Raw genomic sequence first — 25,629 nt, forward strand, 5'->3', positions numbered from 1 at the left:
CAGACATTTCCGAGTTCAAAGAGGCTCCCCAGGTCGTGTAGCATCCGCGCCTATGAAGTTTCCAGGAAGATTTACCAGCGGCTTGATTCTGCTGTTCACAAGCTGCGGCGCCTTGGCGCAAAGCGAATTGGACGTGCGAGTCAAACCTTCAAACGACGCGTTGAAAGCCAACATCGAAGGCTATATCGGCGGGGTGGGCGATCGTGATGAAGAGGCCTTGCTACGGTTCAGCCGTGGCGCGGAGGAGCAGGCGCGCAAAGCCGCCCAGGCCCTAGGCTTCTATCAGCCACGGATCGAGAGTGACGTGAAGGGCGGCAACAACCCGCGCCTGATCCTCACCATTGACCCCGGCGAGCCGGTGCATTTGCGTAACGTGACCATTCGGGTCGACGGCCCGGCCGCCGACCTCAAGGCCTTTCGCGTGCCCGTCAGCAACGACCTCAAGTCCGGCGCCGTGCTCAATCACGGCCATTACGATGACGCCAAGCGTCTGATTCAGAACCAGGCCTCGCGCTACGGCTTTTTCAGTGGGCGCTTCACCCGTCAGAAATTGGCAGTAGACCCGCAGGCTGGCGTCGCCGATATCGAGCTCATCTACGACAGCGGTCCGCGCTATACCCTCGGCAAAGTGAGCTTTGCCGGCGATACGCCATTTGACGAAGAACTGCTGCACCGCATGGTGCCGTTCAAAAGCGGCACGCCCTACGACTCCGAACTGATCGCCGAACTCAACCAGAACCTGCAAGCCAGTGGTTTCTTCGAAGGCGTGCGCGTGGACGCGGCCCCGGCCGCTTCGACCAACGACATCATTCCGGTGGCTGTGCGCTTGGAAACCCGCAAGCCGCGCACCATGGGGCTCGGCCTGGGGTTTTCCACCGACGTCGGTCCGCGTGGCAAAGCCAACTGGACCCGCCACTGGGTCAACCCCCAGGGCCACAGTTATGGCTGGGAAGCCGAGCTGTCGGCGCCCCGGCAGAACGTCGGCCTGTGGTACGACATCCCGCTCGACCCGCCGTTGACCGACAAGCTGCGTTTCGCCGGGGGCTACCAGAACGAAGAAATCGCCAACACCGATACGGTCAGTAAATTGCTGACCCTCGGCCCTGAATGGCATAGCAAGTTGCCGAGCGGCTGGACACGTGTGATCTCGCTCAAATACCAGCGTGAGGAATACCGCCTGGGCAATGACTCCGGCCTGAGTAACCTGGTGATGCCGGGCGTCAGCTATTCCTACCTGCGCAGCGATAATCGCATCGACCCGCACAACGGCTATCGCCTGCAATTCGACACCAAGGTCGCCAAAGAGGGCCTGGGCTCCGATACCAACCTGCTGTATGGCACGGCCCTGGTCAAAGGCCTGACCACGTTGTGGGACAACCACCGCTTCCTGGCCCGCGCACAGGTGGGTGGCAGTGCCACCAATGGCTATAAATCGGTGCCGCCGTCACTGCGTTTCTTTGCCGGTGGTGACCAGAGTGTGCGGGGCTACGAGTATCAGACGCTGTCGCCCGAGAACGACCGTGGCGACCGCATCGGTGGCCGCTACATGGTGGCCCTGAGTGCCGAGTACCAATATTCCATTGCCGAGAAATGGCGGATCGCAACCTTCATCGACCAGGGTAATTCCTTCAACAACCTGGACCTGCCGAGCCTGAAAACCGGCGTGGGTGTCGGCATCCGCTGGGTTTCGCCGGTCGGTCCGATCCGTCTTGACCTGGCCCATGCCCTGGAAGACCCGGGCGGTATTCGATTGCACTTTTCCATGGGGCCTGAGCTGTGATGCGTGGTGTAAAAATAGCGGGGCTGGCGGTGGTGGCCATCCTTGCCGTGCTGTTACTGGCACTGTGGGCGGTGCTCGGCACCCAGGCGGGCAGCCGCTGGGCGTTGGGCCGCGTGCCGGGTTTGACCCTGGAAAATTTCCAGGGGCATTTGGGCGGCCAGTGGAGCGCCGACCATGTGCTGTGGCAGCAGGACAGCAGCCGTGTCGAACTCAAGGCGCCCACATTTGATTGGTCGCCGGCATGCCTATTGCGCATGACCCTGTGTATCGAGACGTTGGATGTGGAGCAGGTCAGCCTGCAATTTCCTCCGAGCACCGAAGAAAGCAGCGGGCCGATTCAACTGCCTGACTTGAAACTGCCGCTGGCCATCCAGTTGGGCGACGTTCGCGTCGGCAGCCTGCTGTTCAATGGCAGTGAGGAACTCAAGGGCCTGCAATTGGCGGCGCATTGGACCGCCGCCGGATTGCAGATCGACTCGGTGCACCTGCAACGCGATGACCTGGTGCTGGACCTCACCGGGCTGCTGCAACCCACCGGCGACTGGCCGTTGAACGCTACCGGTAACCTGAGCCTGCCTTACGCGCCGGGCGGCGCTTCGTGGAAGGTGGCGCTCCAGGTCGACGGCGACCTGCTCAAGACCCTCAAGCTTGACGCTGACAGTACGGGTTACCTGCCGGCCAAGCTCACGGGCGAACTGCAACCCCTGGTGGAAAATCTACCGGCTCAATTGCACATCACTGCCGACGGCTTCAAACCGAGCGCCGATCTGCCCGATACCCTGCAACTCAATCAACTGGACCTCACCGCCAAAGGTGACTTGAACCGCGGCTACCAACTGCTGGGCAAAGCCGTATTGCCGGCGGAAAAAGGTCCGGTGGATCTGCTGCTGCAAGGCCGGGTCGACGGCAAGGGTGCGCAGATCGCTGGCCTGGACCTGAATGCCGGTGACAAACAAAGCCTCAAGTTGACGGCCCAACTGGATTGGCAGCAAGGCTTCAGCGCCGACGCCAAGATCGACTGGCTGGATTTCCCCTGGCATCGCCTCTATCCGGTGATCGACGAGCCGCAGGTCGCCCTGCGGACGTTCAACGGCGAGATTTCCTACAAGGACGGCAACTACCTGGGTAATCTCAAGGCCGACCTCGACGGCCCGGCGGGCACGTTCAATGTGGTCACGCCCTTCAGTGGCGACCTCAAGCAGATCTTCCTGCCCGAGCTGAAACTCGCCGCCGGCCAGGGCAAGGCTGAAGGCCACCTGAACCTGCAATTTGCCGACGGCATTTCCTGGGACACCGCGCTGGACCTGTCGGCGCTGAACCCGGCGTACTGGGTCGCAGAACTGCCGGGCACCCTGGCGGGACCGCTACGCAGCAAGGGCGAGTTCAAGAATGAGCAACTCAAGCTGAACGCCGACCTCGACCTCAAGGGCCGCCTGCGTGGGCAAACCGCCGTGTTGGCGGCCAAGGCTGAAGGCGCTGGCGAGCAGTGGACGTTGGCCAACCTGGATATTCGCCTGGGTGACAACCGCATCAACGGCAGTGGCAGCCTGCAACAGCGTTTGGCCGGGCAGATCGATATCAAGCTGGCGCGCCTGGCCCAGCTCTGGCCGCAATTGCGCGGCCAGGTCAACGGCCGACTTGACGTGGCCGGCAGCCTCAAGGCTCCCCAGGGCAAACTCGACCTCACGGGCCAACAACTGGCGTTTGCCGACAATCGCCTGCAAAGCCTCACCCTCGACGCCACCCTCGACAGTGCCCAGCGCGCCAAGATCGACTTGAAAGGCAGCGGCATCCAATCCGGCGACACCCAGGTTGGCACCCTGACCGCCAGCGCCCAAGGCGATATCAAAAACCAGAAAGTCCAACTGGACCTGGCGGGACCGCTGGTCAAGCTTGCCCTGGCGTTGGATGGCAACCTCGACAAAGGCAACTGGCGCGGGCGCCTGGCCAGTGGCGATGTACAAGCCGGTGGCCAGGACTGGAAGCTGCAAGCCCCGGCGAAGATCGAACGCATGGCCGATGGCAAGCTGACGTTTGCCGCGCACTGCTGGGTGTCCGGCCCTGCCAGCCTGTGTGGCGAAGACCAGCGCCTGATGCCCGAGCCGAAACTGCGCTACCACCTCAAGCAATTCCCCATCGACAGCCTCGCGGCGTTCCTGCCTAAGGATTTCGCCTGGCAGGGCACGCTCAACGCCGACGTGCAACTGGACTTGCCCGACAGCGGCCCCAAAGGCGTGGTCGCGGTGGATGCCAGTGGCGGCACCTTGCGTGTCAGGGACAAGGACCAGTGGCTGGACTTCCCCTATGACACCTTGAAGCTGGAAACCACCCTCAATCCCAAGCGGATCGACACGCAGCTGAATTTTCGTGGCGGCAAGCTTGGCGAATTGATGGTGCAGGCGCAGATCAACCCGCTGCCGAAGAACAAACCGATCACCGGCAATTTCAGCCTGGTCGGTCTGGACCTCGCGGTGGCGCGACCGTTTGTGCCGATGGTGGAAACCCTCAGCGGCAAGCTCAATGGCAACGGGCGTATTGCTGGTGGCCTGTTGGCGCCCCAGGTCAACGGCAACGTGAACCTGGTGGGCGGCGAGGTTTCCGGTCCGGAACTGCCCATCAGCCTGCAAGGTTTGGACGTGCAAGCAGTGATTGCCGGCGAGAGCGTGCAGCTCAACGGTGGCTGGCGCAGTGGCAAGGCCGGGCAGGGCAGCCTCAAAGGCCAGATCGAATGGGGGCAGGCGTTGGCGGTGGACCTCAGCCTGCAAGGCTCGCAACTGCCGGTGACGGTGGAGCCCTACGCGGTGCTGGAAGTGGCGCCCGATCTGAAAATCAGCCTGAAGAACGACAAGCTGGCCGTCGCCGGCAAAGTGCACATCCCGCGCGGCGATATCACGGTGCGCGAGTTGCCGCCGTCCACCGTCAAGGTCTCGGATGACACGGTGATCATCGGCAGCCAGACCGAAGAGGGCAAGCCGCCGATGGCGATGGCCATGGACATCGACGTGGTGGTGGGCGAGGACAAGCTCAACTTCTCGGGCTTCGGCCTCACCGCCAAGGTACAGGGCCAGGTGCATATCGGCGACAACCTCGACACCCGTGGCGAGCTGTGGCTCAACGATGGCCGTTACCGCGCCTACGGGCAGAAGCTTGATGTACGCCGTGCGCGACTGCTGTTCGCCGGCCCCCTGGACCAGCCATACCTGGACATCGAAGCGATTCGCAAGACCGACGATGTGATCGCCGGGATCCGCCTGAGCGGCAGCGCCGAGCAGCCCACCACGCAGATCTTCTCGGAGCCGGCCATGAGCCAGGAACAGGCGCTGTCCTACCTGGTGCTGGGGCGTCCGCTGAGCACCACCGGTGAAGACAACAATATGCTGGCCCAGGCCGCGTTGGGCCTGGGTTTGATGGGCAGCGCCGGAGTGACGTCGGACCTGGCGAAGAACTTGGGCATCCAGGACTTCGAACTGGATACCCAAGGCAGCGGCAACAACACTGCCGTCGTGGCCAGCGGCAAGATCACCGAAAAACTCAGCCTGCGTTACGGCGTAGGGGTGTTCGAACCGGCGAGTACCATCGCCTTGCGTTATCTGTTGAGCAAGAAGGTGTACCTGGAAGTGGCGAGCGGTGTGGCCAGCTCCCTGGATATCTTCTACAAGCGCGACTTTTAAGTCCGACCACTCGGCACCTCGCCCGGCTTAGCGTGCCCATACTCCGACATGGATTTGGGCCAGCGTGTTTGACGAGGTGCTTACGGGTTCGGCGCGCAGGTCAGTGCTACCCGCTCGTAGTTCAGCGCCTTGTTGCGTTCGCCCAACGCATAAGGCGCCTGGCAGTGCTGGTCGGCCCATTTGATCACCAGCGTACCCGTATCTTCTTCCACCAAGGCCAACGCCTTGCCACTCGGATCGGCGATCGCCATCTGCTTGCCCGCCATGCTTTCCAGCGACGCGCCAAACGGGATCGGCCGATGTTGGGCGTCGAACAAGGCGAACTGCACGCGGCGCCCGCTCTTGCTGGCATAGCGCGCCAAGACCACGGCCCCGCGCCGAGGGACAACTTGCTGGGTGGCGTTATCGATTTCGATATCAGCGCCCAGGTCGCGGGTGTCCAGGCTGATCCAGTTAACCCGATAAGGCTGCGTATTGGGGATCACTGCATAGCCGTTGCTGCCAGTCCTGGCGCCGGAGAAACTGCTGATCTTCACACCGGGCACGCCTTCGACTTGCGCCAGCGCAAAGGTCTCGCCCACGGTCTGTCCCAGGTTGATACCGCCCGCGTGGGCCACCACTGACCCGGCCACATTGAGGTTCTGCGCGCTGTACCCACGGCCCTGGCTGTAGCCACCGCTGATGTCCATCAGCGCCGTGCGGGTGCTGAGGTTGGCCGAACCGGTGCTGCCGCCCGTGCTGCTGTTGCCGGCTTGCAGCGAATAATAGGTGTTGCTGTCTTCCGTCAGGTAGCCGTTGACGCCCATTTGCGTGGTGTCGTTGTCTTTTTGCGTGCTGGCAGAAACGAATGCCCTCGGCGCACGGGGCTTCGAGCCCAGCGGAAACGACAGTGACAGGTTAATCAACGTGTCGTTGTTCGACGGCCCGTAGTTGCCCACATCCTTGGTGTGCGTGGCGCTGAGGTTGTAGGTCACGTCTCTCCAGTAATTGCTGTAGCCCGCCGACAAGCTTTGCGCGCCGCCGCGTCCCCAGTAGCGCTGGTCGCTGGCGTTCAGGTACACACTGCCGAACTGCTGGTTGCGCCCCAGGCTCTGGTTGACGGTCAGGTCGGTGCGGGTTTTCGAGTTACCGAGGTGTGTCCGGCCGTCGCTGCTCAATTCCTCGACATGTTCGGTGAGGGTGCGATAGCCCTCGGTCGAGTACCTATAGGCCGCTAGGGTGAAGTTGGTGTCGGTGCCGGTAAAGGTCTTGGCATACAGCGCGCGCAGGCTGTTGCCCGTGACCTGCCGGCCGAAGGTACGGCTGGCGGAGTGGGTCATGTCCAGCGACACCGCACCAATCGATGTGTTGCGCCCGGCCCCGACCGACAGCGCCTGGAAGTCCTGCGTGGCCTGTACCCCGACGATCCCCGACAGGTTGCTGCTGATGCCATAGGCCAGGGTGCTGCTGACAAACTGCGGGGTTTTCTGCCCGTCACTGTTGCTGTTGTACTGACCGGCCGAGAGGCTGTATTTCACCTGGCCTTCACGCACCATGATCGGCAAGCTGGAAAACGCCTGCACCGTGACCCGGCGACGGCCGTCCGCCTCGATCACCGTCACTTCAAGGTCGCCGTTGGAGCCGCTGGGGTAAATGTCACTGATTTCGAACGGCCCCGGCGGCACGTTGGCGGTATAGAGGATGTAGTTGTTCTGGCGGATCTCCACGGTGGCGCTGGACTGCGCAACGCCCCGGATGATCGGCGCGTAGCCGCGCTCGCTGTCGGCGCGCATGCCGTCATCAGAGGCCATCTTCAGGCCGCGATAGCGCACGCTGTCAAACAGGTCGGCATCCGAAAAAATGTCCCCGGCGCTGAACTGCCCCTTCAAGGCGGTCAGGTCATGTTGCAGGTAGCTGCGGTTGCTCTTGAACGTGCTGGAGCGGCCGGTGCTGCTGCTGAAGTTCGACTCGTTGCGCAGGCGCCAGCCCCCGAGGTTGATACCGTTGCGCAGGCCCAGGTTGTTTGAAAGCGTGGTGTTGGCGTCGTTGCTGCTGCGGTTGCTGCTCAACTGGTAGTTCATGAACGCGGCGGGTACGCCATCGTCCCACAGGGCCGGATCGACATAACCGCGGCGCCCGCGCTCCATGGCGCGTTGCGGCACACTGACCAGCAAGCGCAGGCGCGGTACGTCGTAGCGAACGCTGGCGTGTTCGATCAGTGCGGGCAGGTCGAGACAGGCGTTGGGATCGGTGTCGACGAGTTTCCCGTTGGCCTGTAAGGCGCCGATATCGACGCCCACTTGTTGCAGCATCTCCAGGGTCAGGCAGGCCTCGACCCGGCCGTTCGAAGGGTTGCGGCGAAAGTCGATATCGCGTCGGCCTACCAGGGTGTCGTTACCATACAGGTCAACCCGGTAATTGCCGGGGAGCACGCTGCTGCTGGCGAGCAACGACTGCAGATCGACCGACGCCGCTGCGCCCTGCAAAAACGAAGTATTGAAGTGTTCATCGCCGTCGGCGTGACAGACCGAGCTGAAGCCCACGGCAATCAAAAGTGGCGCCAGACTATCGCGCTTGAATAAAAACATGCAGGAACCCTATATCACCTCCGATACGAACTAACGGAGCGAAGAGAAATACAGTGAAAGTGCGGCTGCGCGAAGGGCAGGCGCGTTATGGTGATTCTTTGTTCAAACTGGCGCTTATTTGAGCGCTGTTGGAAATTTGCGCGCTGTAGGAATCTTGTGCGCCATAGTCATTAATACTGCTGAACTTCAAGTGCGCTGTATTAGTGACCGGAAGTTGTTTGAGGACGAACTCTTTTTGTTCGCCTGGCGCAATCATCATCGTATCGAATGGGTGTTCGCTGACGGCACCGGCCTGCAGGGTAATGTCGGCAATCGACACGTGATAAGCCCCAGGGTTGCTCACCCGCAGCACAGGCTTGCCGCCGTGCTCGGCCAGTTGCCAGCGCAGTTCGGTCGGCGCCAGGTAGGCGTTGTTTTTCATGCCGGCTGGGCGAAAGAACACCTTGATGCGCTGGCGCACGGCAAGCTGCAAGGTGTTCTCGGTTTTCGAGGCCTTGGGAATTTCCTGCACGTTGAGCCAAACGACGGACTCGCGGTCGGTGGGCATGCCCGTGCCTTCGTAGATCACCCGCAACAGTTGTTGCTCATTGCTGGTGACCCGCGCCAGCGGCGGGGTGACGGCGAACGGTACGGAGCTTGCGTCGGCGTCGTCCGTGTCGACCCAGGACTGAATCAATATGTCCTCGCCGCTGTTGCGTACGGTGATACCGGCTTCTTTGTGCTGGCCGTCGAACACCAGGCGTGTGCTGCTCAACGAAATGCCGGCTGTGGCCTGGCCGACCGCAAACAGGCCGAGCAGACCCGCACAGAGGGACAGTGAATAGCGAAAAAACATAATGGCTACCGCTATGTTTGAGAGGTATGCGAGGCCCGCAGGCCCCGCAACAGGTTGGGCTTATTCGTACTGCAGGGTGAATGGCAGGGTGGCATCGGCGCGACCGGCCACGGCGGAGGCGGCGTCAGCGGTGGTGACGTAGGCAGCCGAGAATTTCAGCGTGGTATTGCTGTCTTGCAGGGTGTTCTCGACCTTCGCGGCGGTCGGCGAGCTCAGGTCGATCAGCGCGCCATTGGAGTCGAGCAGGGCGATACCGATGTTCTTGGCGGCGCCCAGGCCGTCGGTCAGCTTCAACACTTTGGTGCCGGTCACGATGCCGGAGCCGGCGCCTTTGGTCGGTTGGAAGATCATCGCCACCTTGGTGCCAGCGTTGCAGTTGATCGTCATGCCGAAGTTCTCGGCGCTCAGGGTGCCGTTGCCTTTCGGTGCGGTGGCTGTGCCTATGTCCTTGATCGACACTTCGCCCATGCTGACCGAGATAGTTTTGTTCTCACCGATGCCTTCAACAGAGCAAGCATCATTGTTGATGCTGCCGGTGAAGTTGATGGTGCCGCTACCGGCTTTGGTAGGGGTTGCCGGTGGGTCGGCGGCAAACGCATTACCAGCGGCGAAGATCGACAATGCCAGAAGTGTGCGAGACAGCTGTTTCATGTTGTTTTTTCCATGTTGGGGTTAAAACAACACAATAAGGCTGCAGCGGTGAGTGGGACATCAGACGATCCCTAGAAACCGGTGTTAGTTGAACAAGTTGCGCTCTATGCAATAAGCCAACAAGTCCTGATCGCTGCCGACTTCCAACTTGCGCATGGCCGAGACTTTTTGTGTGCTGATGGTTTTGGCGCTGCGGTTCAAACCTCGCGCAATTTCATTGACACTTTGTCCTGAGATAAACAAACGCAGGATCTCATGTTCCTTTGGGGATAACCGAGTGAAGCGCTCATCGAGATCGGACGATTCCAGTACCGAGGTCGGTTGCGGGCCCTTGCTGCGTACCGGGATGCCCCGGGCGATGGCCTTGAGCACGGCCTGAATCTCATTGTGCAGTTGGTTTTTCTGGATCACGGCCAGCACGCCCACTTCCTGCAAGCGCGTGAGGATCAGCGGATTGGAGATCATCGTCAGCACCAGCACGCGTACCTTGGGGAAATGCCGCACCAGGTATTCCACTAACTTCAGGCCATCGCCGTAGGGCGAGTCCGCCGGCATATTGAAGTCGGTGATCACCAGGTCCACTGCAGTGTTTTCCAGTAGCGTCACCAGTTCGTTGGAGCACACGGCTTCGCCCACCACGCGAAAACGCTTGTCGCGCTCGACCAGCTCCCGTACCCCGACCAGCACGATGGGGTGATCGTCTGCAATGACTACGTTGAGGGTTTCCATGGGTTGATTATCCAGAGTGAAATTATTCAAAGGAGTCGAGCAATGCCGTGAGGCGAGCCAGGTTGCGCCGTACTTCCAGGGCAAGCGTGGGCGTGATGGCCATGCCGGTCAGGCGCAGTTCCAGTTCGACAAAGGCGTTGGCCAAATCAACGAGCTGCACCGCGCCGAGGGCTCCGGCCATGCTGTGCAATTGTTGCGCCGTGCCGCTGGCGTCCTGGTTGTCCAATGCGGCCAGGGTGGTGTGCACATCCTGACGCAGCGTGGTGACAAACAGTTCGCGCATCTTGGGCGACAGCGGCGGCATATCGACGACGGCGGGCACTTCGATCTTGCAGTGTTTTTCCAATTGCGCACGCAAGGTGGCGAGGTTCAGCGGCTTGACCATCCACCCGTTCATGCCAACAGCCGTACAGTGTTCGCCTTCTTCGCGCATGGCATTGGCGGTTATCCCGATAATCGGCAACGTGGCATCTTGTCGGCGCAATGCTTCGGCCAACTGATAGCCGTTCATTACCGGCATATTCACGTCGGTCAGCACCAGGTCGAAGCGTCCGGGCAACCATTGGGTCAGTGCCTGTTCGCCGTCGGAGGTGAGTACCACCGAGCAGCCCAGGGCTTCCAGTTGCTCCTGGATGATGGCCGCGTTGATCACATTGTCCTCGGCCACCAGTACCTGCAGGTTCAGCGGGCGTGCCTGGGTGGGTGGCGCGGGGCGATGGTCGGCCTCGGCACCGTGCTGCGCCAGGTAGACCGCCCAGGCGATGGCGCGAACATCGTTGGCGTCGACCGCCCAATCGCTGCCGTACGGTTGCGCCGGGCTCGGCCCTCCGGCGCTGGCGATGATGCGTGTGCCGGGCCATGCCGGGTCATGGGTGAAATCCACCAGCAGCGCGGCGGCGGGTGTGTCGGCGGCACATACGCGGCTGTCGAGCCCCAGGCGTTTGAGCCAGTCGATCATGCATTGCGTCCGCTCCGCTTCCGGCGCGCGCACGTAGACAGCCGGCGTGTCGGGTCTGAAGACGGGGCAATCGGCCAAGGTGCCGGGCACGGACTCCAGCGCGACTTGCAGGGTAAAGCTGCTGCCCAGGCCGGGTTCGCTGACCACGTTCAGTTGGCCGTGCATCAACTCGCACAGCCATTTGCAGATGGCCAGGCCCAGGCCGGCGCCGGCCTGTCGGGTGGCATCTTCGGCCTGGTAGAACGGGTCGAATAGTTGATGCTGTTGTGCTTGGGCAATGCCCACGCCAGAGTCGCTGACTTGCCACTGCAACTCGACCCGCCCATCGCTGGTTTCCAGGCCCCGCAGGCGCAGCACCACGCGCCCGTAATCGGTGAACTTGATCGCATTGCTCAGCAGGTTATTGAGGATCTGGCGGATACGCAGCGGGTCACCGCGTAACCTGTCCGGCAGGTTCGCGTCGATGCAGGCATACAGCTGCAAGCCCTTGGAGCGGGCGAATGCGCCGTAGGTGCGCACGCAGTCTTCCGTCATTTCCAGGGGGCAGAAATCCTGGAGTTCGAGGGTCATTTGCCCGGCCTCGATCTTCGACACATCCAATACATCGCTGATCAACTGGAACAAGGTGGTGGAAGAACGCTGGATGGTCTGCAGGTAATCCTGCTGGCGTGGCGCGAGTGACGTCAGGCCAAGCAGCTCCAGGGTGCCCAGCACGCCATACAACGGCGTGCGAATTTCATGGCTCATAGTCGCGAGGAAACGGCTCTTGGCCTGGCTCGCCGAGTCTGCGGCCTGACGCGCTTCTTCCAGGGCGGCAGCGTCTTCGATATGCCGGGTCACGTCATGCACCACGCACAACCACGCGTCCTGGCTCTGATAGCGAGTGGGCACGAACGCCACGTGCAGATGCCGGCCGCGGCTTTCCAGGTCGGCCTGGCCCGGTGCGGTGTGAGGCTGTTGCTTGAGCAAGTCGTACAAGGGGCGAGCGTCTTGCCATTGCAGGGCGTGCTGGTTCTGCAGGAGTACGTGATGATCACTGCGACGGATCACGCACAAACCGATCGGGGCCGTGTCGATGAGTGCACGGCTGAAGGCCTCGCTTTCGGCGATACTGGCATGGGCCTGATGGGCGGGAAGGACCACCCGTACGGTGTACCAACGCGTGAACGCCCGACTGCACCCCAGCATCGCCAGCGCCACGGCCACCAGGCACAGTAATGGCCACATCGCATAGTCGAGAAAACGCTGCACGCTGATCACATAGATCGCCGTCCAGTGTTGCTCGCCCTGGCTGGTCAACTTGAACACCAGGCCATCACGGGTGAAGTTTATGCCCTCGTTCAGCACCTGGCCGGGCTTCGTCGCACCGGTCAGCACTACACCGGCGGGCGTGATCAGGGTGAAGTCGTCGTAGATCGACCATTGCATCAGCCGCTCGATGTTATTGACCTTGGCCAGGTCCAGCAACGAGGCCACCACCACCCAAGTACTGGCGCCGTCGATGGTCAGCGCGGTCGAGGCCAGGTTGATGTCGACATAGCCCAGCAGCACAGGGGCGCCCTTGTCATCGGACGCGGGATGGTAGGGTTCCCAGCGCACGGGATGATCTGGCAATGACGCGTTCTGCAGGTGCAGGCGCTTGTTCACTTGGGTTATCACCTCCACCAGTGCACCGATCTGCACGTGGCCGCCATCGCGCAGTCGGCCGGTGGCGGGCACGCTGATGTCGAAGTTGTCCGGGCCGTTGACCACCACCACTTGCGGGGATTGGTAGTGGGATGCCGCCCAGAAGGCACTGTAGTAGGCGGACAGGTAGGTGCCCAGCGCGAACACTTTGGGGTATTGGTCGACGGCGACCTTTTGCGGGTTGATCTTCAGGCTATAGGGCAGGGAAAACGGCAGCCCGCGGCCTTCATAGATATTGGCGCCTTCTTCAGGCAGGTGTTTTTGCACGTAGGGCGGCAGCATGGCCGAGGGGTTGAACTTACCCGTGCTGCTGCCCCGCGAGATATCGCCGAGGAACGCTTCCTGCTCGCGGATGTTTTCCATCAGCCGGGCGAAGTGGAACTGCAAGGTGTCGCGCTGCTCCTGAACCATGCGCTGCACCCCCAGATAGCTGATGCCCAGCAGCAACAGTACCAAGGCTCCCAGCACCAGCAAGCCTTTGTTCAGGCGCAGCGAGCTGCTGGTAAGTTTCTCCAGGAAGGCGTTGGGGTGATGCATGACGCGGTGACCTCGCAAGCTAACGGCGTTCGACCACACCCGGCCGGCGGGTCAATAGGCGCTCGCCGGACCGTCGTGGGTCAGCAATTGCTGGAACTGATCCGCAGACACGGCGTGGGAGATCAGGAATCCTTGGACCTGAGTGCAGTCGATTTTACGCAACAGCGCAAGTTCTTGCGCGGTTTCTACACCTTCAGCCACCACGATCAAACCCAGCTGGCGTCCCAGGCTGACGATGCTGGTGAGCGCCTGGGCCAGTTCCTCGTTGGCGTTGCAGCCTTGCACCAGTGCACGGTCGATTTTCAACTCGGTGAAAGGCGCCGATACCAGGTTCATGTACGAGCTGTAGCCTTTGCCGAAATCATCTTGGGACAAGCCAAAGCCCTTGATGCGCAAGCGACAGGCCCCAGCGTAGAAGTTGCTGATGTCATCCGGTACCGAGCACTCCATCAGCTCGAAACAGATGCGCGCGGGCAAGCCCTGGTGTTCCAGCACGAACGCCTGGATGCGGTCGGGCAGGTCGTGGCTGTTGAGCAGGTGAGTGGGCAAGTTGATCGATACCGGGATGTCGTAGCCTTGTTGGCGCCACGTGGCTTGGGCGGCCATCGCCTGTTTCAGCACGCACCACAACAGGCGTTCCTCCAGGTTGCAGGCAATCAATGCCGGCAGGAACACACCGGGCAATAACAGCCCATGCTCGGGGTGGGCCCAGCGCACCAAGGCTTCGGCCGCGACGATGCGGCCATTGCTCAGGGCCTTCTTGGGCTGGAACCAGGCTTGCAGGTCACCATTGACCAGGGCGTTCATCAGGCTTTGGCAATCAATACCCGGCTGGATCTCTGCCGGTGCGACCTGACGCAGCGCTTGCAACTGATCGGTCAGGCAGCGCAAAGCGGCGGCATTCACCGGCTTGGAGATCAGCCCGATCACCTTCACTTGCAGGTTGCTCGCCACCAGGCTCGCACCCATCAGCATGCGCCGCGACGCGGCGCTCATAATTGCCAGCGCCGGACGTGACGGTTGCGCAGCGAGGCCCTGGATAAATTGCACGCCGTCCATGCCCGGCATCAGCAGGTCGGTGAGCACCAGGTCGAAATCACGTTGTTTCAGGCAGGCCAGTGCTTCTTCACCGTCCCTGGCGCACACCAGGTCGAAATCGCCCAACTCGCTGAACAGGTTCTGCAAATACAGGTGCTGAAAGGGATGGTCTTCGACAATCAAAATGCTACAGGGCTTCATGGGTGGCTCGTTCGTAGGGAGCCAGGACAGTGGACAAGGCTCGCAGCGTAAAGGGTTTGACCAGGCAGTGATTCATGCCGGCCGCCAGGCACAAGGCCTCTTCTCCGCGCAGGGCGTTGGCGGTGGCGCCGATGATCGGGGTGGTACAGCCCAGCCGCCGGAGTGCTTCGGCCAGTTCGTAGCCGTTGAGCCTAGGCATGTTGACGTCGGTGAGGACGACGTCAAAGGTGCCTTCGTGCCAGCGTGCCAAGGCGTCTTCTCCATCACCGGCCAGTTCCACGCTGCACCCGAGTTCCTCAAGCTGGTCGCGCAGGATCAACTGGTTGATGACGTTGTCTTCGGCCACCAGGATGTGCAGGTGCAAGGGGCGCAGGTCGCGCGCTTCGCAGCGCGTCTGGGGTGGCACGACTTGGCCGTTCTGGGCGTGGCGAACCGCTTGTTGGATCGCGTCCAGGTCGTTCAGGTTGACCTGCCAGCCATCGCCGTTGAACTGCGGTTCGTGGGCTCCGTCATTGCTGGCCAGTACCCGTGGCCCCTGCCAGGGCAAGTCGAGGCGGCGTTCCATGAGTTCAAGCAATACACAGTGCCCCGCCAGCTGCGTGCTGGTCGGCAGACCGACCTGCGCGCGCGCGCCCCAGCGGCGCAGCCAGCCGCAGAGACTGTCGGCCAGTTCGCGGATCGGCGACAGCACATACACGATCTCCGGCGCCAGTGCCTGCAAGCTCTGCGGCGCGTTGCCGGAAGGTTGCTCCAGTGGCACGGTCAGTGAAAAGCTGCTGCCCAGTCCCGGCTCGCTGACCATGCGTAGTGTGCCGTTCATCAAGTGGGTCAGGCGCAGACAGATTGGCAGGCCCAGGCCGGTGCCGGCGATCACATGGGAGTTGCCTTCGCTCTGGTAGAACGGTTCAAAGATGAACGCCTGGTCGGCAGGGGCGATGCCTTTGCCGGTGTCGGAAATTTGCCATTGCAGGCACACCCGTTCGCCTTCGCGGCCGAGCTTTTTGACCCGCAGCACCACGCGACCGGAGTCGGTGAACTTGACGGCGTTGCTCAGCAGGTTGTTGAGGATCTGGCGCACGCGGCTGGCGTCGCCGATCAAGCGCCGGGGCAGTTGCGGGTCGAGGCAGGCATACAGCTGCAAGCCTTTGCTGTGTGCCGCTGCCGCATAGCCTTGCACCACTTCCTGTACCAGGGTCGGCACACAGAACTCGCTTAATTCCAGGGCCAGTTGTCCGGCTTCGATTTTCGACACGTCGAGCACGTCGCAGATCAGTTGCAGCAGCGTCGCAGACGATCCTTCGATGGCGTGCAGGTAGCTTTTCTGCTGGGCATCCAGGCGGGTGCGGGCGAGCAGTTCGAGGGTGCCGAGTACGCCGTACAGGGGCGTGCGGATTTCATGGCTCATGGTGGCCAGGAACAGTGTCTTCGCTTCGTTGGCTGCGTCGGCGGACTGGCGTGCCTGTTCCAGCGCCGCTTCGATCTGCGTGCGCGCGCTGATATCGCTGAAGGCGCAGAGCAACACGTCTTCGCCTTTGTAGCGGGTGGGCGCGCAGCTCAGGTACAGATGGCGGCCGTCGGCGGCTTCGAAGTAGTCGGTGAGGGACGGTGCGTCGGGGTCGAACGCCTGACGGATCCAGCCGGGACCGAGTTGTGCGCCACGTTCGCCGAGCCATTGTTGGGCAAGGGTGTTTTTCAGTACCTCTGCGCCATCGGTGCGACGTAGCACGCACAGCGCTACGGGGGCCGTCTGGATCACGTCGCGGCTGAACAGCTCGCTTTCCACCAGCGCCTGGATGCGGTGGATCGCCGGGGTGATGAAGCGGTGTTCCAAGCGGCGGGTCAGCAGGCACACCAGGCTGATGGTCAGCAGGCAGAACAGCAGGGCGCCGAGCATCTGCGGCCAGAGTGCCCAAAGGACCGCGCGCAGGTCGATGGAGTAGGTGAGCTGCCAGTCCGAAGACTTCAGTTGTTTGCGCAGCACAATTTGCTCGGGCAGCCAGCCATCGCCGACAAAGCCGAAGAAGTCCTGCTGGCGCAGGTGCGGCAGATTTTGTCCTGGTGGTGGTCTATGGCTGTTGCTGAATAGCGGCATACCCTGGGTATTGAACATAGTGAAGTCGCCAGCGCTGTGGTCACTCAAGGCGTTAGAGACTTCACGGTCGTCCATTTCCAGGCCGAGCCAGCCGGAGTTCAGGTCGCGTTCATCCAGGCGAATGAAGATGTACAGCTGTGAGTGTCCGTCCGTGGCATGGGTCAGCCAGAGTTCCTGCAGGGTTTTCTGCTGCTTGAGGGCGTGCAATTGCTCAAGCATGGCCGCGGGAAAATCCGCAGCCACGGGCGTCGCATCGTATAGCCGCAGCACCTGGGCATCCGTGCTGACATACAGCAGGTTGAGCTGCTTGGACTTCAAGAAGGCACGCATGCGTTCGGTCAGCCAGATACTCCATTGCTTGCCCGGGGTGTTTCCCAGCAACAGGCGGATCTCTTCATCGGAGACCGGCAGGTCCAGTTTAACATTGCGTGTCGCCGACAGGCTGAGGCTTTCCAGCACGGCTTCACGGGTGGTGAAAAACGTATGCGCCTCGGCAATGGCGCTGCTCATGTAGCTGCGCCGCTGGGAGATCTCATTGTTGAAGGTGAATAGCAGGAAGCTGTACACACCGCCCAAGATGCCCACCAACAGTACCAACGCGAAAATGCGCAACAGGCGACGCGCGGCATTGGGCGTGGATAGTACGGGGCTGATCTGGTGCAGGTAGCTCTTTAATCTCATCCCGGCACTCTAGGGGTGGCCGAGCGCAGGAAAAATCAGACGATCCTTAGAACACCGCCACTCATCCGCCAGATACCAAGCAAGCTAATAATTCCATTTGACATTCGCTGCCTAAGCAGTAACATCTTGTCATACATTCACTGCCTAGGCAGTAATAAGGTGACTTCCGATGCCCCACTTCACCCCTGACAGCTTTCGCAACTGCCACCTCGGCCTTCTCCTGGGCCGGGCGGCGCTGCTCAAGGACCGCATTATCGACACCCATATGGAGCCGCACGGCGTGACAGCCGCGCAGTTCAAGGTGTTGATCATCATCGCCCAGTTCGACGTGGATACCCCGGCGGAGCTGTGCCGCAACCTGTCCCTGGACAGCGGTTCCATGACCCGCATGCTCGACCGCCTGGAGCAGAAAGGCTTGCTCGCGCGCCAGCGTTCCGAGCAGGACCGGCGCCAGGTGCGGTTGGTGCTTACGGAAGACGGCAAGCGCCTGGCGGACATGCTGCCGTACATCGGCGCCCAGTCGATGAACGAATTGGCGGGTGCCCTGGAGCCCGGCGAGTTGCAGACCCTGGAGCGCATCCTCAAGAAAATTCTGGTAGCTGCCGGTGACGCCATCGTCATCCAGCGGGTAGGTAATCAATGAACACACGCGCCTTATGCCTGGTGCTCGTGGCCATGAGCATGGCCGGTTGCGCCAACTACAGCGGCCTCGACACCCAAGGCAAACGCCTCGACGCCAGCACCTTGCAAGCCGGTAAGTCCCTCAGCGGCATGACCTTGTCGAGCGCCGCCTGGCCCACCGCTGACTGGTGGAAAAGCCTCGGCGACCCACAGCTGGACGGCCTGATCCAGGAAGCCCTGCAGAACAGCCCCGACATGCAAGTCGCCAGCGCCCGTGCCCATCAGGCCGAAGCGGCCGCTTACGCCGCCAATGCCGAGCGCATGCCGACTCTCGACGCTAGCGCGGGCGTGAGCCGCTCACGCCTGGCCAAGGATCAGGACCCGCGGGGGCAGGGCGATGCCTACTCGACCGTGCGCAACATCGGCGCCAGCTTCAACTACAACTTCGACCTCTGGGGTGGCCAGCGCGCTGCCTGGGAAGCCGCGTTGGGCGAGGCGCGCGCCGCCCAGGTCGATCAGCAGGCGGCGCGCCTGACCTTGGCCGCCAACGTCGCCAAGGCTTACAGCGACCTGGGCCAAGCGCACATCGTGCGCGACCTGGCCAACGACGACCTCAAGCGCACCCGGCAGATGCTTGACCTGAGCAAACGCCGCCTGGACTCGGGCATCGACAGCCACTACCAGTACCAACAGACCGAAAGCCTGGAAGCCAGCTCCCAGTCGCAACTGATTGATGCGGAAAAACAACTGCAGAGCGCGAAAATCGCCCTGGCGGTGCTGCTCGGCAAAGGCCCGGACCGTGGCAATGAGCTGGCCCGTCCTCACGTGCTGAAACCCAGCGCGGTCGCCGTGCCTTCAGTGCTGCCGGCTGAACTGCTGGGTCGTCGCCCGGACTTGATTGCTGCGCGCTGGCGTGTCGAGGCGGCGGGCAAAAGCATTGATGCGAGCAAGACCCGCTTCTACCCCAACCTCAACCTGAGCGCGAGCGCCGGGGCCGAGTCGTTGCTGGGTGACGCGATGTTTGGTTCGGCCAGCCGCTTCTTCAATATCGCACCAACAATTTCGCTGCCGATCTTCGACGGCGGCCGCCTGCGCGCCGACCTGGATGCGCGCGACGCCGACTATGACCTGGCCGTGGCGCAGTACAACAAGACCCTGGTGCAAGCCCTGGGCGATATCGGCAACACCCTTTCACAACTGCGCGACACCGGCCGGCAGATCCAGGCCCAGCAACATGCCGCTGACATTGCCCAGCAGTCCTACGACACCGGCGTGCAGCGTTACAGCGCCGGGATCGGTAACTACCTGGACGTGCTCAGCATCGAGCAGCAATTGCTGCAGGCCCAGCGCCAGCTGGCGACCCTGAATGCCGCGCAGATCGATCTGTCGATTCAACTGATGCAGGCCCTGGGCGGTGGCTACAGCGCCGACAACGTGGCAGCGACCACCCCAGCCACACGCACGGAATAATTTGAGGTATTTGTCATGGCCACTGCTGAAAACACCAACGCAACCGAACAACCTAAAGACAACAACCCACGCAAACGCAAAGTGATGCTGATCGGCCTGGCGCTGATCGTCGTCCTGGCGGTGGTGGGCGTGTGGGGCTGGTATGAGCTCTACGGCCGCTTCAACGAAAGCACCGACGACGCCTACGTGAACGGCAACGTGGTGGAAATCACCCCGCTGGTCACCGGCACCGTGGTCAGCATTGGCGCCGACGATGGCGACCTGGTCCATGAGGGTCAGGTGCTGGTCAACTTTGACCCGAACGATGCCGCCGTCGGCCTGCAAAGTGCCCAGGCCAACCTGGCGCGCACCGTGCGCCAGGTGCGTGGCTTGTACAGCAACGTCGACGGCATGAAAGCTCAGGTCAATGCGCAGAAAGCCGACGTGCAAACCGCCCAGGACAACTTCAACCGACGTAAAGCCCTGGCCCAGGGCGGGGCGATTTCCCAGGAAGAACTGTCCCACGCCCGTGACAGCCTGACGGCGGCGAAAAACGCACTGACCAACCTTGAGCAGCAACTCAAAACCACCAATGCCTTGGTGGATGACACCGTGATCTCGTCCCACCCCGACGTGCAAGCCGCCGCCGCACAATTGCGTCAGGCCTACCTGACCAATGCGCGCAGCACCCTGATCGCACCGGTCACCGGCTATGTGGCCAAGCGCACCGTGCAACTGGGCCAACGCGTGCAACCGGGCACCGCATTGATGGCGGTGATCCCGCTGAATCAGCTGTGGATCGATGCCAACTTCAAGGAAACGCAACTGCGCGACATGCGTATCGGGCAGCCGGTGGACATTGAGTCGGACATCTACGGCAGCGACGTGAAATTCAGCGGCACCATCGACAGCCTGGGCGCCGGTACCGGTAGCGCGTTTGCCCTGCTGCCGGCGCAGAACGCCACGGGTAACTGGATCAAGATTGTGCAACGGGTGCCGGTGCGTATCCATATCAACGCCGATGAGCTGGCCAAGCATCCGTTGCGCGTGGGCTTGAGCACCCTGGTCAATGTCGACCTGCACGACCAGAGCGGCCCGGTACTGGCGCAACAGGCGCCGCAGAAAGCCTCGTTCACCACCAACGTGTATGACCGCCAACTCGCTGAAGCTGACGCCATGATCAACCAGTTGATCCATGACAACAGCCTCGCCGCGCCTAAGGCTGTGCAACGCTGATGAGCAATAACGCCTCCTTCACGCCACCCAGCCTGTTGATGGCCACCATTGGCCTGTCGCTGGCGACCTTCATGCAGGTGCTCGACACCACCATCGCCAACGTGGCGTTGCCGACCATTTCCGGCAACCTCGGCGTGAGTTCGGAGCAGGGCACTTGGGTGATCACTTCGTTTGCGGTGAGCAACGCGATTGCCTTGCCGCTGACCGGCTGGTTGAGCCGCCGCTTTGGCGAGGTGAAGCTGTTCTTGTGGGCGACCCTGCTGTTTGTGTTGGCGTCGTTTCTCTGTGGTATTTCTACGTCGATGCCCGAACTGATCGCCTTCCGGGTCATACAAGGCCTGGTGGCCGGGCCGTTGTACCCGATGACCCAGACCCTGCTGATCGCGGTCTACCCGCCGGCGAGGCGCGGCATGGCCCTGGCGTTATTGGCGATGGTCACGGTGGTGGCGCCCATTGCAGGGCCGATCCTCGGCGGTTGGATCACCGACAGCTACAGCTGGCCGTGGATCTTCTTCATTAACGTCCCCATCGGCATCTTTGCTGTGATGGTGGTGCGTTCACAGTTGAAGAAGCGTCCGGTCGAAACCAGTTACCAGCCGATGGACTACGTTGGCTTGCTGAGCCTGATTGTCGGTGTCGGCGCCTTGCAGATCATCCTCGACAAGGGCAATGACCTGGATTGGTTCGAATCCAACTTCATCATCATTGGCGCGGCGATTTCGGTGATTGCGCTGGCGGTATTCGTCATCTGGGAAATGACCGACAAACACCCGGTGGTGAATCTGCGGCTGTTTGCCTACCGTAATTTCCGTATCGGCACCATTGTGTTGATTCTGGGCTACGCGGGTTTCTTCGGTATCAACCTGATCCTGCCGCAATGGCTGCAGACCCAGATGGGCTACACCGCCACCTGGGCGGGGCTGGCGGTAGCGCCCATCGGCATCCTGCCGGTCTTGATGTCGCCGTTTGTCGGCAAGTACGCGCACAAGTTCGACCTGCGCCTGCTGGCGGGGCTGGCGTTCCTGGCGATCGGCTTGAGTTGCTTCATGCGCGCAGGCTTCACCAATGAAGTGGACTTCCAGCACATCGCCCTGGTGCAGCTGTTCATGGGTATCGGCGTGGCGCTGTTCTTTATGCCGACCCTGAGCATCTTGATGTCCGACCTGCCGCCGCACCAGATTGCCGACGGCGCTGGCCTGGCAACCTTCCTGCGGACCCTGGGCGGTAGTTTTGCGGCGTCGCTGACCACCTGGATCTGGATTCGCCGTGCAGACCAGCACCATGCGTACATGAGCGAAAACATGACCACCTACGATTCGGCCACCCGCGATGCCCTGCAGGCACTGGGTGGGGCAGGGCAGAAGGCCTACACGCAGCTGGACCAGATCCTCACCAGCCAGGCGTACATGATGTCCACCGTGGACTACTTCACGTTGCTGGGGTGGATGTTCATGGGGTTGATGCTGCTGGTGTGGCTGGCCAAGCCGCCGTTTGGCGCGAAGGCCGGGCCGGAAGCTTCCGGGCACTGATCACAGGATGTAAGCGGTCAAAAATGTGGGAGCGGGCTTGCTCGCGAAGGCAGTGTGCCAGTCAACTCATGTATCGACTGAGCCACCGCCTTCGCGAGCAAGCCCGCTCCCACATTTAGATCTCGATCCACAGGGAATCAGGGGGAGGGTCAGGCGCCAGGCAACGCCAATTGCGGGTTCACAAAATCAAATGCCGCCAACTGAAACCCTTGCTCATCCACCTGCAACGCCCAGCCCTGCTTGTCCCAATCCCCCAGCACAATGCGCTTGGCCGCTTGATCGCCAATCTGCAACTTGTGAATGGCGGGGCGGTGCGTATGGCCGTGGACCAGGGTGCGCACGCCAAACTGCTGCATCACCCGTGGCACTTCCTCGGGGGTTACATCAACGATGTCGTTGGCCTTCATGCGGGTCTGCGCGCGGCTTTCACTGCGCAGCTTGCGTGCCAGTTTATGGCGCGTGCTCAGGGGCAGGTGCCGCAGGATAAACAGCACAATCGGGTTGCGCAGGATGCGTCGCAGCTTCATATAGCCGACGTCGCGGGTGCAGAGGCTGTCGCCATGCATCAACAGCACGGGCTCGCCATGGAGTTGCACGACACTCGGGTCCTTGAGCAAGGTGGCACCTGCTGCTTTGCAGAACGCCTTGCCGATCAGGAAGTCGCGGTTGCCGTGCATGATGAAAATCGGGGTGCCGCTGTCGCTCAGTTCGCGCAGGGCTGCGCAAATCGAGCGCTGAAAGGGCGTCATCCCATCGTCACCAATCCAGGCTTCAAAGAAGTCCCCCAGAATGTACAACGCCTGGGCGCCACGGGCGCGGGTGTGGAGCAGATCCAGAAACGCCCGGGTGATATCCGGGCGCTCCTCTTCCAGATGCAAATCTGAAATCAGCAATATCACCCAACGATCTCGGCTTTCTCGACGATAACGTCTTCTACCGGAACGTCCTGGTGACCGGCTTTACCGGTGGTCTGCACGCCTTTGATCTTGTCGACGACGTCCTGGCCTTCGGTCACTTTACCGAATACCGCGTAGCCCCAGCCCTGTACGTTCTTGCCGCTGTGGTTGAGGAAGGCGTTGTCGGCGACGTTGATGAAGAACTGCGCGGAGGCCGAATGCGGCTCCATGGTACGGGCCATGGCGACGGTGTACTTGTCGTTGGAAAGGCCGTTGTCCGCTTCGTTCTGGATGCTTGGACGCTTGTCTTTCTTTTCTTTCATGCCAGGCTCGAAACCGCCGCCCTGGATCATGAAGTTGCCGATGACACGGTGGAAAACGGTGTTTTCGTAGTGGCCGGCGTTCACGTACTCGATGAAGTTGGCGACGGTGATCGGCGCTTTCTCGGCGTTCAGCTCGATGACGATGTCACCGTGGTTGGTGGTCAGTTTGACTTGAGTCATGTTCACTACTCTTTTCAGGGAATTCGTGGGTTTGGGTGCCTGGGCACCACGACCGGTATGGCGAAACTGCGGCCAAGGCGCGCAGTTTAGCGTGCCCTGCAGGAATTTCGAGGTGGTTTTTTACCGCCGATGCAATAAATGCAGCAGTTTTCGGCCTCGCTCTGTCAGGTACTTGACAGCATCAGCTATGATATCGCCTTTGTTTTGTCGGCCTAGCCCGGCCACGTACTCGTCTGTTCAAGGATCCTATGAGCAAGCCCACTGTCGACCCTACCTCGAATTCCAAGGCCGGACCTGCCGTCCCGGTCAATTTCCTGCGCCCGATCATCCAGGCGGACCTGGATTCGGGCAAGCACACGCAGATCGTCACCCGCTTCCCGCCAGAGCCCAACGGTTACCTGCACATTGGTCACGCCAAGTCGATCTGTGTGAACTTCGGCCTGGCCCAGGAGTTCGGTGGCGTCACGCACCTGCGTTTCGACGATACCAACCCGGCCAAGGAAGACCAGGAATACATCGACGCCATCGAAAGCGACATCAAGTGGCTGGGCTTCGAATGGTCCGGTGAAGTGCGCTATGCCTCCAAGTATTTCGACCAGTTGTTCGACTGGGCCGTCGAGCTGATCAAGGCCGGCAAGGCCTACGTTGACGACCTGACCCCGGAGCAGGCCAAGGAATACCGTGGCACCTTGACCGAGCCGGGCAAGAACAGCCCGTTCCGCGACCGCTCGGTGGAAGAGAACCTGGACTGGTTCGCCCGCATGCGCGCCGGTGAGTTCCCGGACGGCGCCCGCGTACTGCGTGCCAAGATCGACATGGCCTCGCCGAACATGAACCTGCGCGACCCGATCATGTACCGCATCCGCCACGCCCATCACCACCAGACCGGTGACAAGTGGTGCATCTATCCGAACTACGACTTCACCCACGGTCAGTCGGATGCCATCGAAGGCATCACCCACTCCATCTGCACCCTGGAGTTCGAAAGCCACCGTCCGCTGTATGAATGGTTCCTCGACAGCCTGCCGGTACCGGCGCACCCGCGCCAGTACGAGTTCAGCCGCTTGAACCTGAACTACACCATCACCAGCAAGCGCAAGCTCAAGCAACTGGTGGATGAAAAGCACGTACACGGTTGGGATGATCCGCGCATGTCCACGCTGTCGGGTTTCCGTCGCCGTGGCTACACACCTGCTTCGATCCGCAACTTCTGCGACATGGTCGGCACCAACCGTTCCGACGGCGTGGTCGACTTCGGCATGCTCGAATTCAGCATCCGCCAGGACCTCGATGCCAACGCTCCGCGCGCCATGTGCGTGCTGCGTCCGTTGAAGGTGGTGATCACCAACTACCCGGAAGACAAAGTCGACCACCTCGAACTGCCGCGTCATCCGCAGAAAGAAGAGCTCGGCGTGCGCAAGCTGCCGTTCGCCCGCGAAATCTACATCGACCGCGATGACTTCATGGAAGAGCCGCCAAAGGGCTACAAGCGCCTGGAGCCGAACGGCGAAGTGCGCTTGCGCGGCAGCTACGTGATCCGCGCCGACGAAGCGATCAAGGACGCCGATGGCAACATCGTCGAACTGCGTTGCTCCTACGGCCCGGACACCCTGGGCAAGAACCCTGAAGGCCGCAAGGTCAAGGGCGTGATCCACTGGGTGCCGGCGGCGGCCAGCATCGAGTGTGAAGTGCGCCTGTACGATCGCCTGTTTCGCTCGCCGAACCCTGAAAAGGCTGAAGACAGCGCCAGCTTCCTCGACAACATCAACCCTGACTCCCTGCAAGTACTGACGGGTTGTCGTGCCGAGCCATCTTTGGCCGACGCACAGCCGGAAGATCGTTTCCAGTTCGAGCGCGAAGGTTACTTCTGCGCGGATATCAAGGACTCGAAACCCGGTCAGCCGGTATTCAACCGTACCGTGACCTTGCGTGATTCGTGGGGCCAGTGATGCAGCCGTGAGCGGCTTTG

The 25,629-nt window shown here is 61.6% G+C and carries 16 protein-coding genes; 7 read left to right on the plus strand and 9 right to left on the minus strand.

Annotated elements, in window-relative coordinates:
* Window positions 1-52: 52 nt before the first annotated feature.
* Both AC4PS7_RS17000 and AC4PS7_RS17005 read left to right on the plus strand, forming a co-directional pair.
* Window positions 53-1,780, plus strand: a complete 1,728-nt coding sequence (locus AC4PS7_RS17000) for an autotransporter assembly complex protein TamA (protein WP_492179633.1) — start codon at window positions 53-55, stop codon at window positions 1,778-1,780.
* A complete protein-coding gene (locus AC4PS7_RS17005) occupies window positions 1,780-5,451 on the plus strand; it encodes a translocation/assembly module TamB domain-containing protein (protein WP_492179634.1) in 3,672 nt (1,223 codons plus the stop codon). Before AC4PS7_RS17000 ends, AC4PS7_RS17005 begins: the two co-directional genes overlap by 1 nt.
* An 80-nt stretch (window positions 5,452-5,531) precedes the next feature.
* On the opposite strand, the gene AC4PS7_RS17010 is transcribed toward AC4PS7_RS17005, so the two are convergent.
* The 7 genes from AC4PS7_RS17010 to AC4PS7_RS17040 all read right to left on the minus strand — a co-directional run bounded on the left by AC4PS7_RS17010 (window position 5,532) and on the right by AC4PS7_RS17040 (window position 17,426).
* Window positions 5,532-8,018 carry a fimbria/pilus outer membrane usher protein gene (locus tag AC4PS7_RS17010; protein WP_021492796.1) on the minus strand — a complete coding sequence of 829 codons (2,487 nt, stop codon included), beginning with the start codon at window positions 8,016-8,018 and terminating at the stop codon, window positions 5,532-5,534.
* 85 nt (window positions 8,019-8,103) lie between these two features.
* On the minus strand, window positions 8,104-8,853 hold the full coding sequence (locus AC4PS7_RS17015; RefSeq protein ID WP_492179635.1) for a fimbrial biogenesis chaperone: 750 nt from the start codon (window positions 8,851-8,853) through the stop codon (window positions 8,104-8,106).
* 60 nt (window positions 8,854-8,913) lie between these two features.
* Window positions 8,914-9,504, minus strand: coding sequence for a fimbrial protein (locus AC4PS7_RS17020; protein WP_010209484.1), 591 nt, complete (start codon window positions 9,502-9,504; stop codon window positions 8,914-8,916).
* An 84-nt stretch (window positions 9,505-9,588) separates the two neighbouring features.
* Window positions 9,589-10,233: a response regulator gene (locus AC4PS7_RS17025; RefSeq protein ID WP_010209485.1), complete on the minus strand. Its 645-nt coding sequence runs from the start codon at window positions 10,231-10,233 to the stop codon at window positions 9,589-9,591.
* A 22-nt stretch (window positions 10,234-10,255) separates the two neighbouring features.
* Window positions 10,256-13,414, minus strand: a complete 3,159-nt coding sequence (locus AC4PS7_RS17030; protein WP_492179636.1) for a hybrid sensor histidine kinase/response regulator — start codon at window positions 13,412-13,414, stop codon at window positions 10,256-10,258.
* A 51-nt stretch (window positions 13,415-13,465) separates the two neighbouring features.
* Window positions 13,466-14,653 (minus strand): response regulator cyclic di-GMP phosphodiesterase PvrR, encoded by a 1,188-nt coding sequence (gene pvrR / locus AC4PS7_RS17035; RefSeq protein WP_010209487.1) that lies wholly within the window; start codon window positions 14,651-14,653, stop codon window positions 13,466-13,468.
* Window positions 14,640-17,426, minus strand: coding sequence for an ATP-binding protein (locus AC4PS7_RS17040; RefSeq protein ID WP_044287374.1), 2,787 nt, complete (start codon window positions 17,424-17,426; stop codon window positions 14,640-14,642). The genes pvrR and AC4PS7_RS17040 overlap by 14 nt, the downstream gene beginning before the upstream one ends.
* Window positions 17,427-17,595: 169 nt before the next feature.
* On the opposite strand from AC4PS7_RS17040, the gene AC4PS7_RS17045 reads away from it, so the two are divergent.
* From AC4PS7_RS17045 to AC4PS7_RS17060, 4 genes are read left to right on the plus strand one after another with little or no spacing between them, the layout of a single operon-like run.
* Window positions 17,596-18,069, plus strand: coding sequence for a MarR family winged helix-turn-helix transcriptional regulator (locus AC4PS7_RS17045; RefSeq protein WP_010209489.1), 474 nt, complete (start codon window positions 17,596-17,598; stop codon window positions 18,067-18,069).
* Window positions 18,066-19,517 (plus strand): efflux transporter outer membrane subunit, encoded by a 1,452-nt coding sequence (locus AC4PS7_RS17050; RefSeq protein ID WP_010209491.1) that lies wholly within the window; start codon window positions 18,066-18,068, stop codon window positions 19,515-19,517. Before AC4PS7_RS17045 ends, AC4PS7_RS17050 begins: the two co-directional genes overlap by 4 nt.
* 15 nt (window positions 19,518-19,532) lie before the next feature.
* Window positions 19,533-20,732, plus strand: a complete 1,200-nt coding sequence (locus AC4PS7_RS17055) for an HlyD family secretion protein (RefSeq protein WP_010209492.1) — start codon at window positions 19,533-19,535, stop codon at window positions 20,730-20,732.
* The gene (locus AC4PS7_RS17060; protein ID WP_010209494.1) at window positions 20,732-22,261 is read left to right on the plus strand and encodes a DHA2 family efflux MFS transporter permease subunit; all 1,530 of its coding nucleotides are present in this window, start codon (window positions 20,732-20,734) and stop codon (window positions 22,259-22,261) included. The genes AC4PS7_RS17055 and AC4PS7_RS17060 overlap by 1 nt, the downstream gene beginning before the upstream one ends.
* Window positions 22,262-22,410: 149 nt before the next feature.
* Here the strand turns inward: AC4PS7_RS17060 and lpxH are convergent, their stop codons facing one another.
* Window positions 22,411-23,160, minus strand: a complete 750-nt coding sequence (lpxH, locus tag AC4PS7_RS17065) for a UDP-2,3-diacylglucosamine diphosphatase (protein WP_069672533.1) — start codon at window positions 23,158-23,160, stop codon at window positions 22,411-22,413.
* Window positions 23,157-23,660, minus strand: a complete 504-nt coding sequence (locus AC4PS7_RS17070) for a peptidylprolyl isomerase (protein WP_010209496.1) — start codon at window positions 23,658-23,660, stop codon at window positions 23,157-23,159. Before AC4PS7_RS17070 ends, lpxH begins: the two co-directional genes overlap by 4 nt.
* A gap of 248 nt (window positions 23,661-23,908) precedes the next feature.
* On the opposite strand from AC4PS7_RS17070, the gene AC4PS7_RS17075 reads away from it, so the two are divergent.
* Entirely contained in the window at window positions 23,909-25,609 is a 1,701-nt protein-coding gene (locus AC4PS7_RS17075; protein WP_492179637.1) for a glutamine--tRNA ligase/YqeY domain fusion protein, read from the plus strand.
* Window positions 25,610-25,629 lie beyond the last annotated feature (20 nt).

This window comes from Pseudomonas sp. DW-iso3 (assembly GCF_058725305.1).

Bases quoted from the DNA above. Each gene is read 5' to 3' on its own strand.
- AC4PS7_RS17020 (WP_010209484.1), bottom strand. From the start codon at position 9,504: ATGAAACAGCTGTCTCGCACACTTCTGGCATTGTCGATCTTCGCCGCT.
- AC4PS7_RS17015 (WP_492179635.1), bottom strand. From the start codon at position 8,853: ATGTTTTTTCGCTATTCACTGTCCCTCTGTGCGGGTCTGCTCGGCCTG.
- AC4PS7_RS17005 (WP_492179634.1), top strand. From the start codon at position 1,780: ATGCGTGGTGTAAAAATAGCGGGGCTGGCGGTGGTGGCCATCCTTGCC.
- AC4PS7_RS17045 (WP_010209489.1), top strand. From the start codon at position 17,596: ATGCCCCACTTCACCCCTGACAGCTTTCGCAACTGCCACCTCGGCCTT.
- AC4PS7_RS17050 (WP_010209491.1), top strand. From the start codon at position 18,066: ATGAACACACGCGCCTTATGCCTGGTGCTCGTGGCCATGAGCATGGCC.
- AC4PS7_RS17060 (WP_010209494.1), top strand. From the start codon at position 20,732: ATGAGCAATAACGCCTCCTTCACGCCACCCAGCCTGTTGATGGCCACC.
- AC4PS7_RS17040 (WP_044287374.1), bottom strand. From the start codon at position 17,426: ATGAGATTAAAGAGCTACCTGCACCAGATCAGCCCCGTACTATCCACG.
- AC4PS7_RS17010 (WP_021492796.1), bottom strand. From the start codon at position 8,018: ATGTTTTTATTCAAGCGCGATAGTCTGGCGCCACTTTTGATTGCCGTG.
- AC4PS7_RS17055 (WP_010209492.1), top strand. From the start codon at position 19,533: ATGGCCACTGCTGAAAACACCAACGCAACCGAACAACCTAAAGACAAC.
- pvrR (WP_010209487.1), bottom strand. From the start codon at position 14,653: ATGAAGCCCTGTAGCATTTTGATTGTCGAAGACCATCCCTTTCAGCAC.
- AC4PS7_RS17025 (WP_010209485.1), bottom strand. From the start codon at position 10,233: ATGGAAACCCTCAACGTAGTCATTGCAGACGATCACCCCATCGTGCTG.
- AC4PS7_RS17000 (WP_492179633.1), top strand. From the start codon at position 53: ATGAAGTTTCCAGGAAGATTTACCAGCGGCTTGATTCTGCTGTTCACA.
- AC4PS7_RS17030 (WP_492179636.1), bottom strand. From the start codon at position 13,414: ATGCATCACCCCAACGCCTTCCTGGAGAAACTTACCAGCAGCTCGCTG.
- AC4PS7_RS17070 (WP_010209496.1), bottom strand. From the start codon at position 23,660: ATGACTCAAGTCAAACTGACCACCAACCACGGTGACATCGTCATCGAG.
- AC4PS7_RS17075 (WP_492179637.1), top strand. From the start codon at position 23,909: ATGAGCAAGCCCACTGTCGACCCTACCTCGAATTCCAAGGCCGGACCT.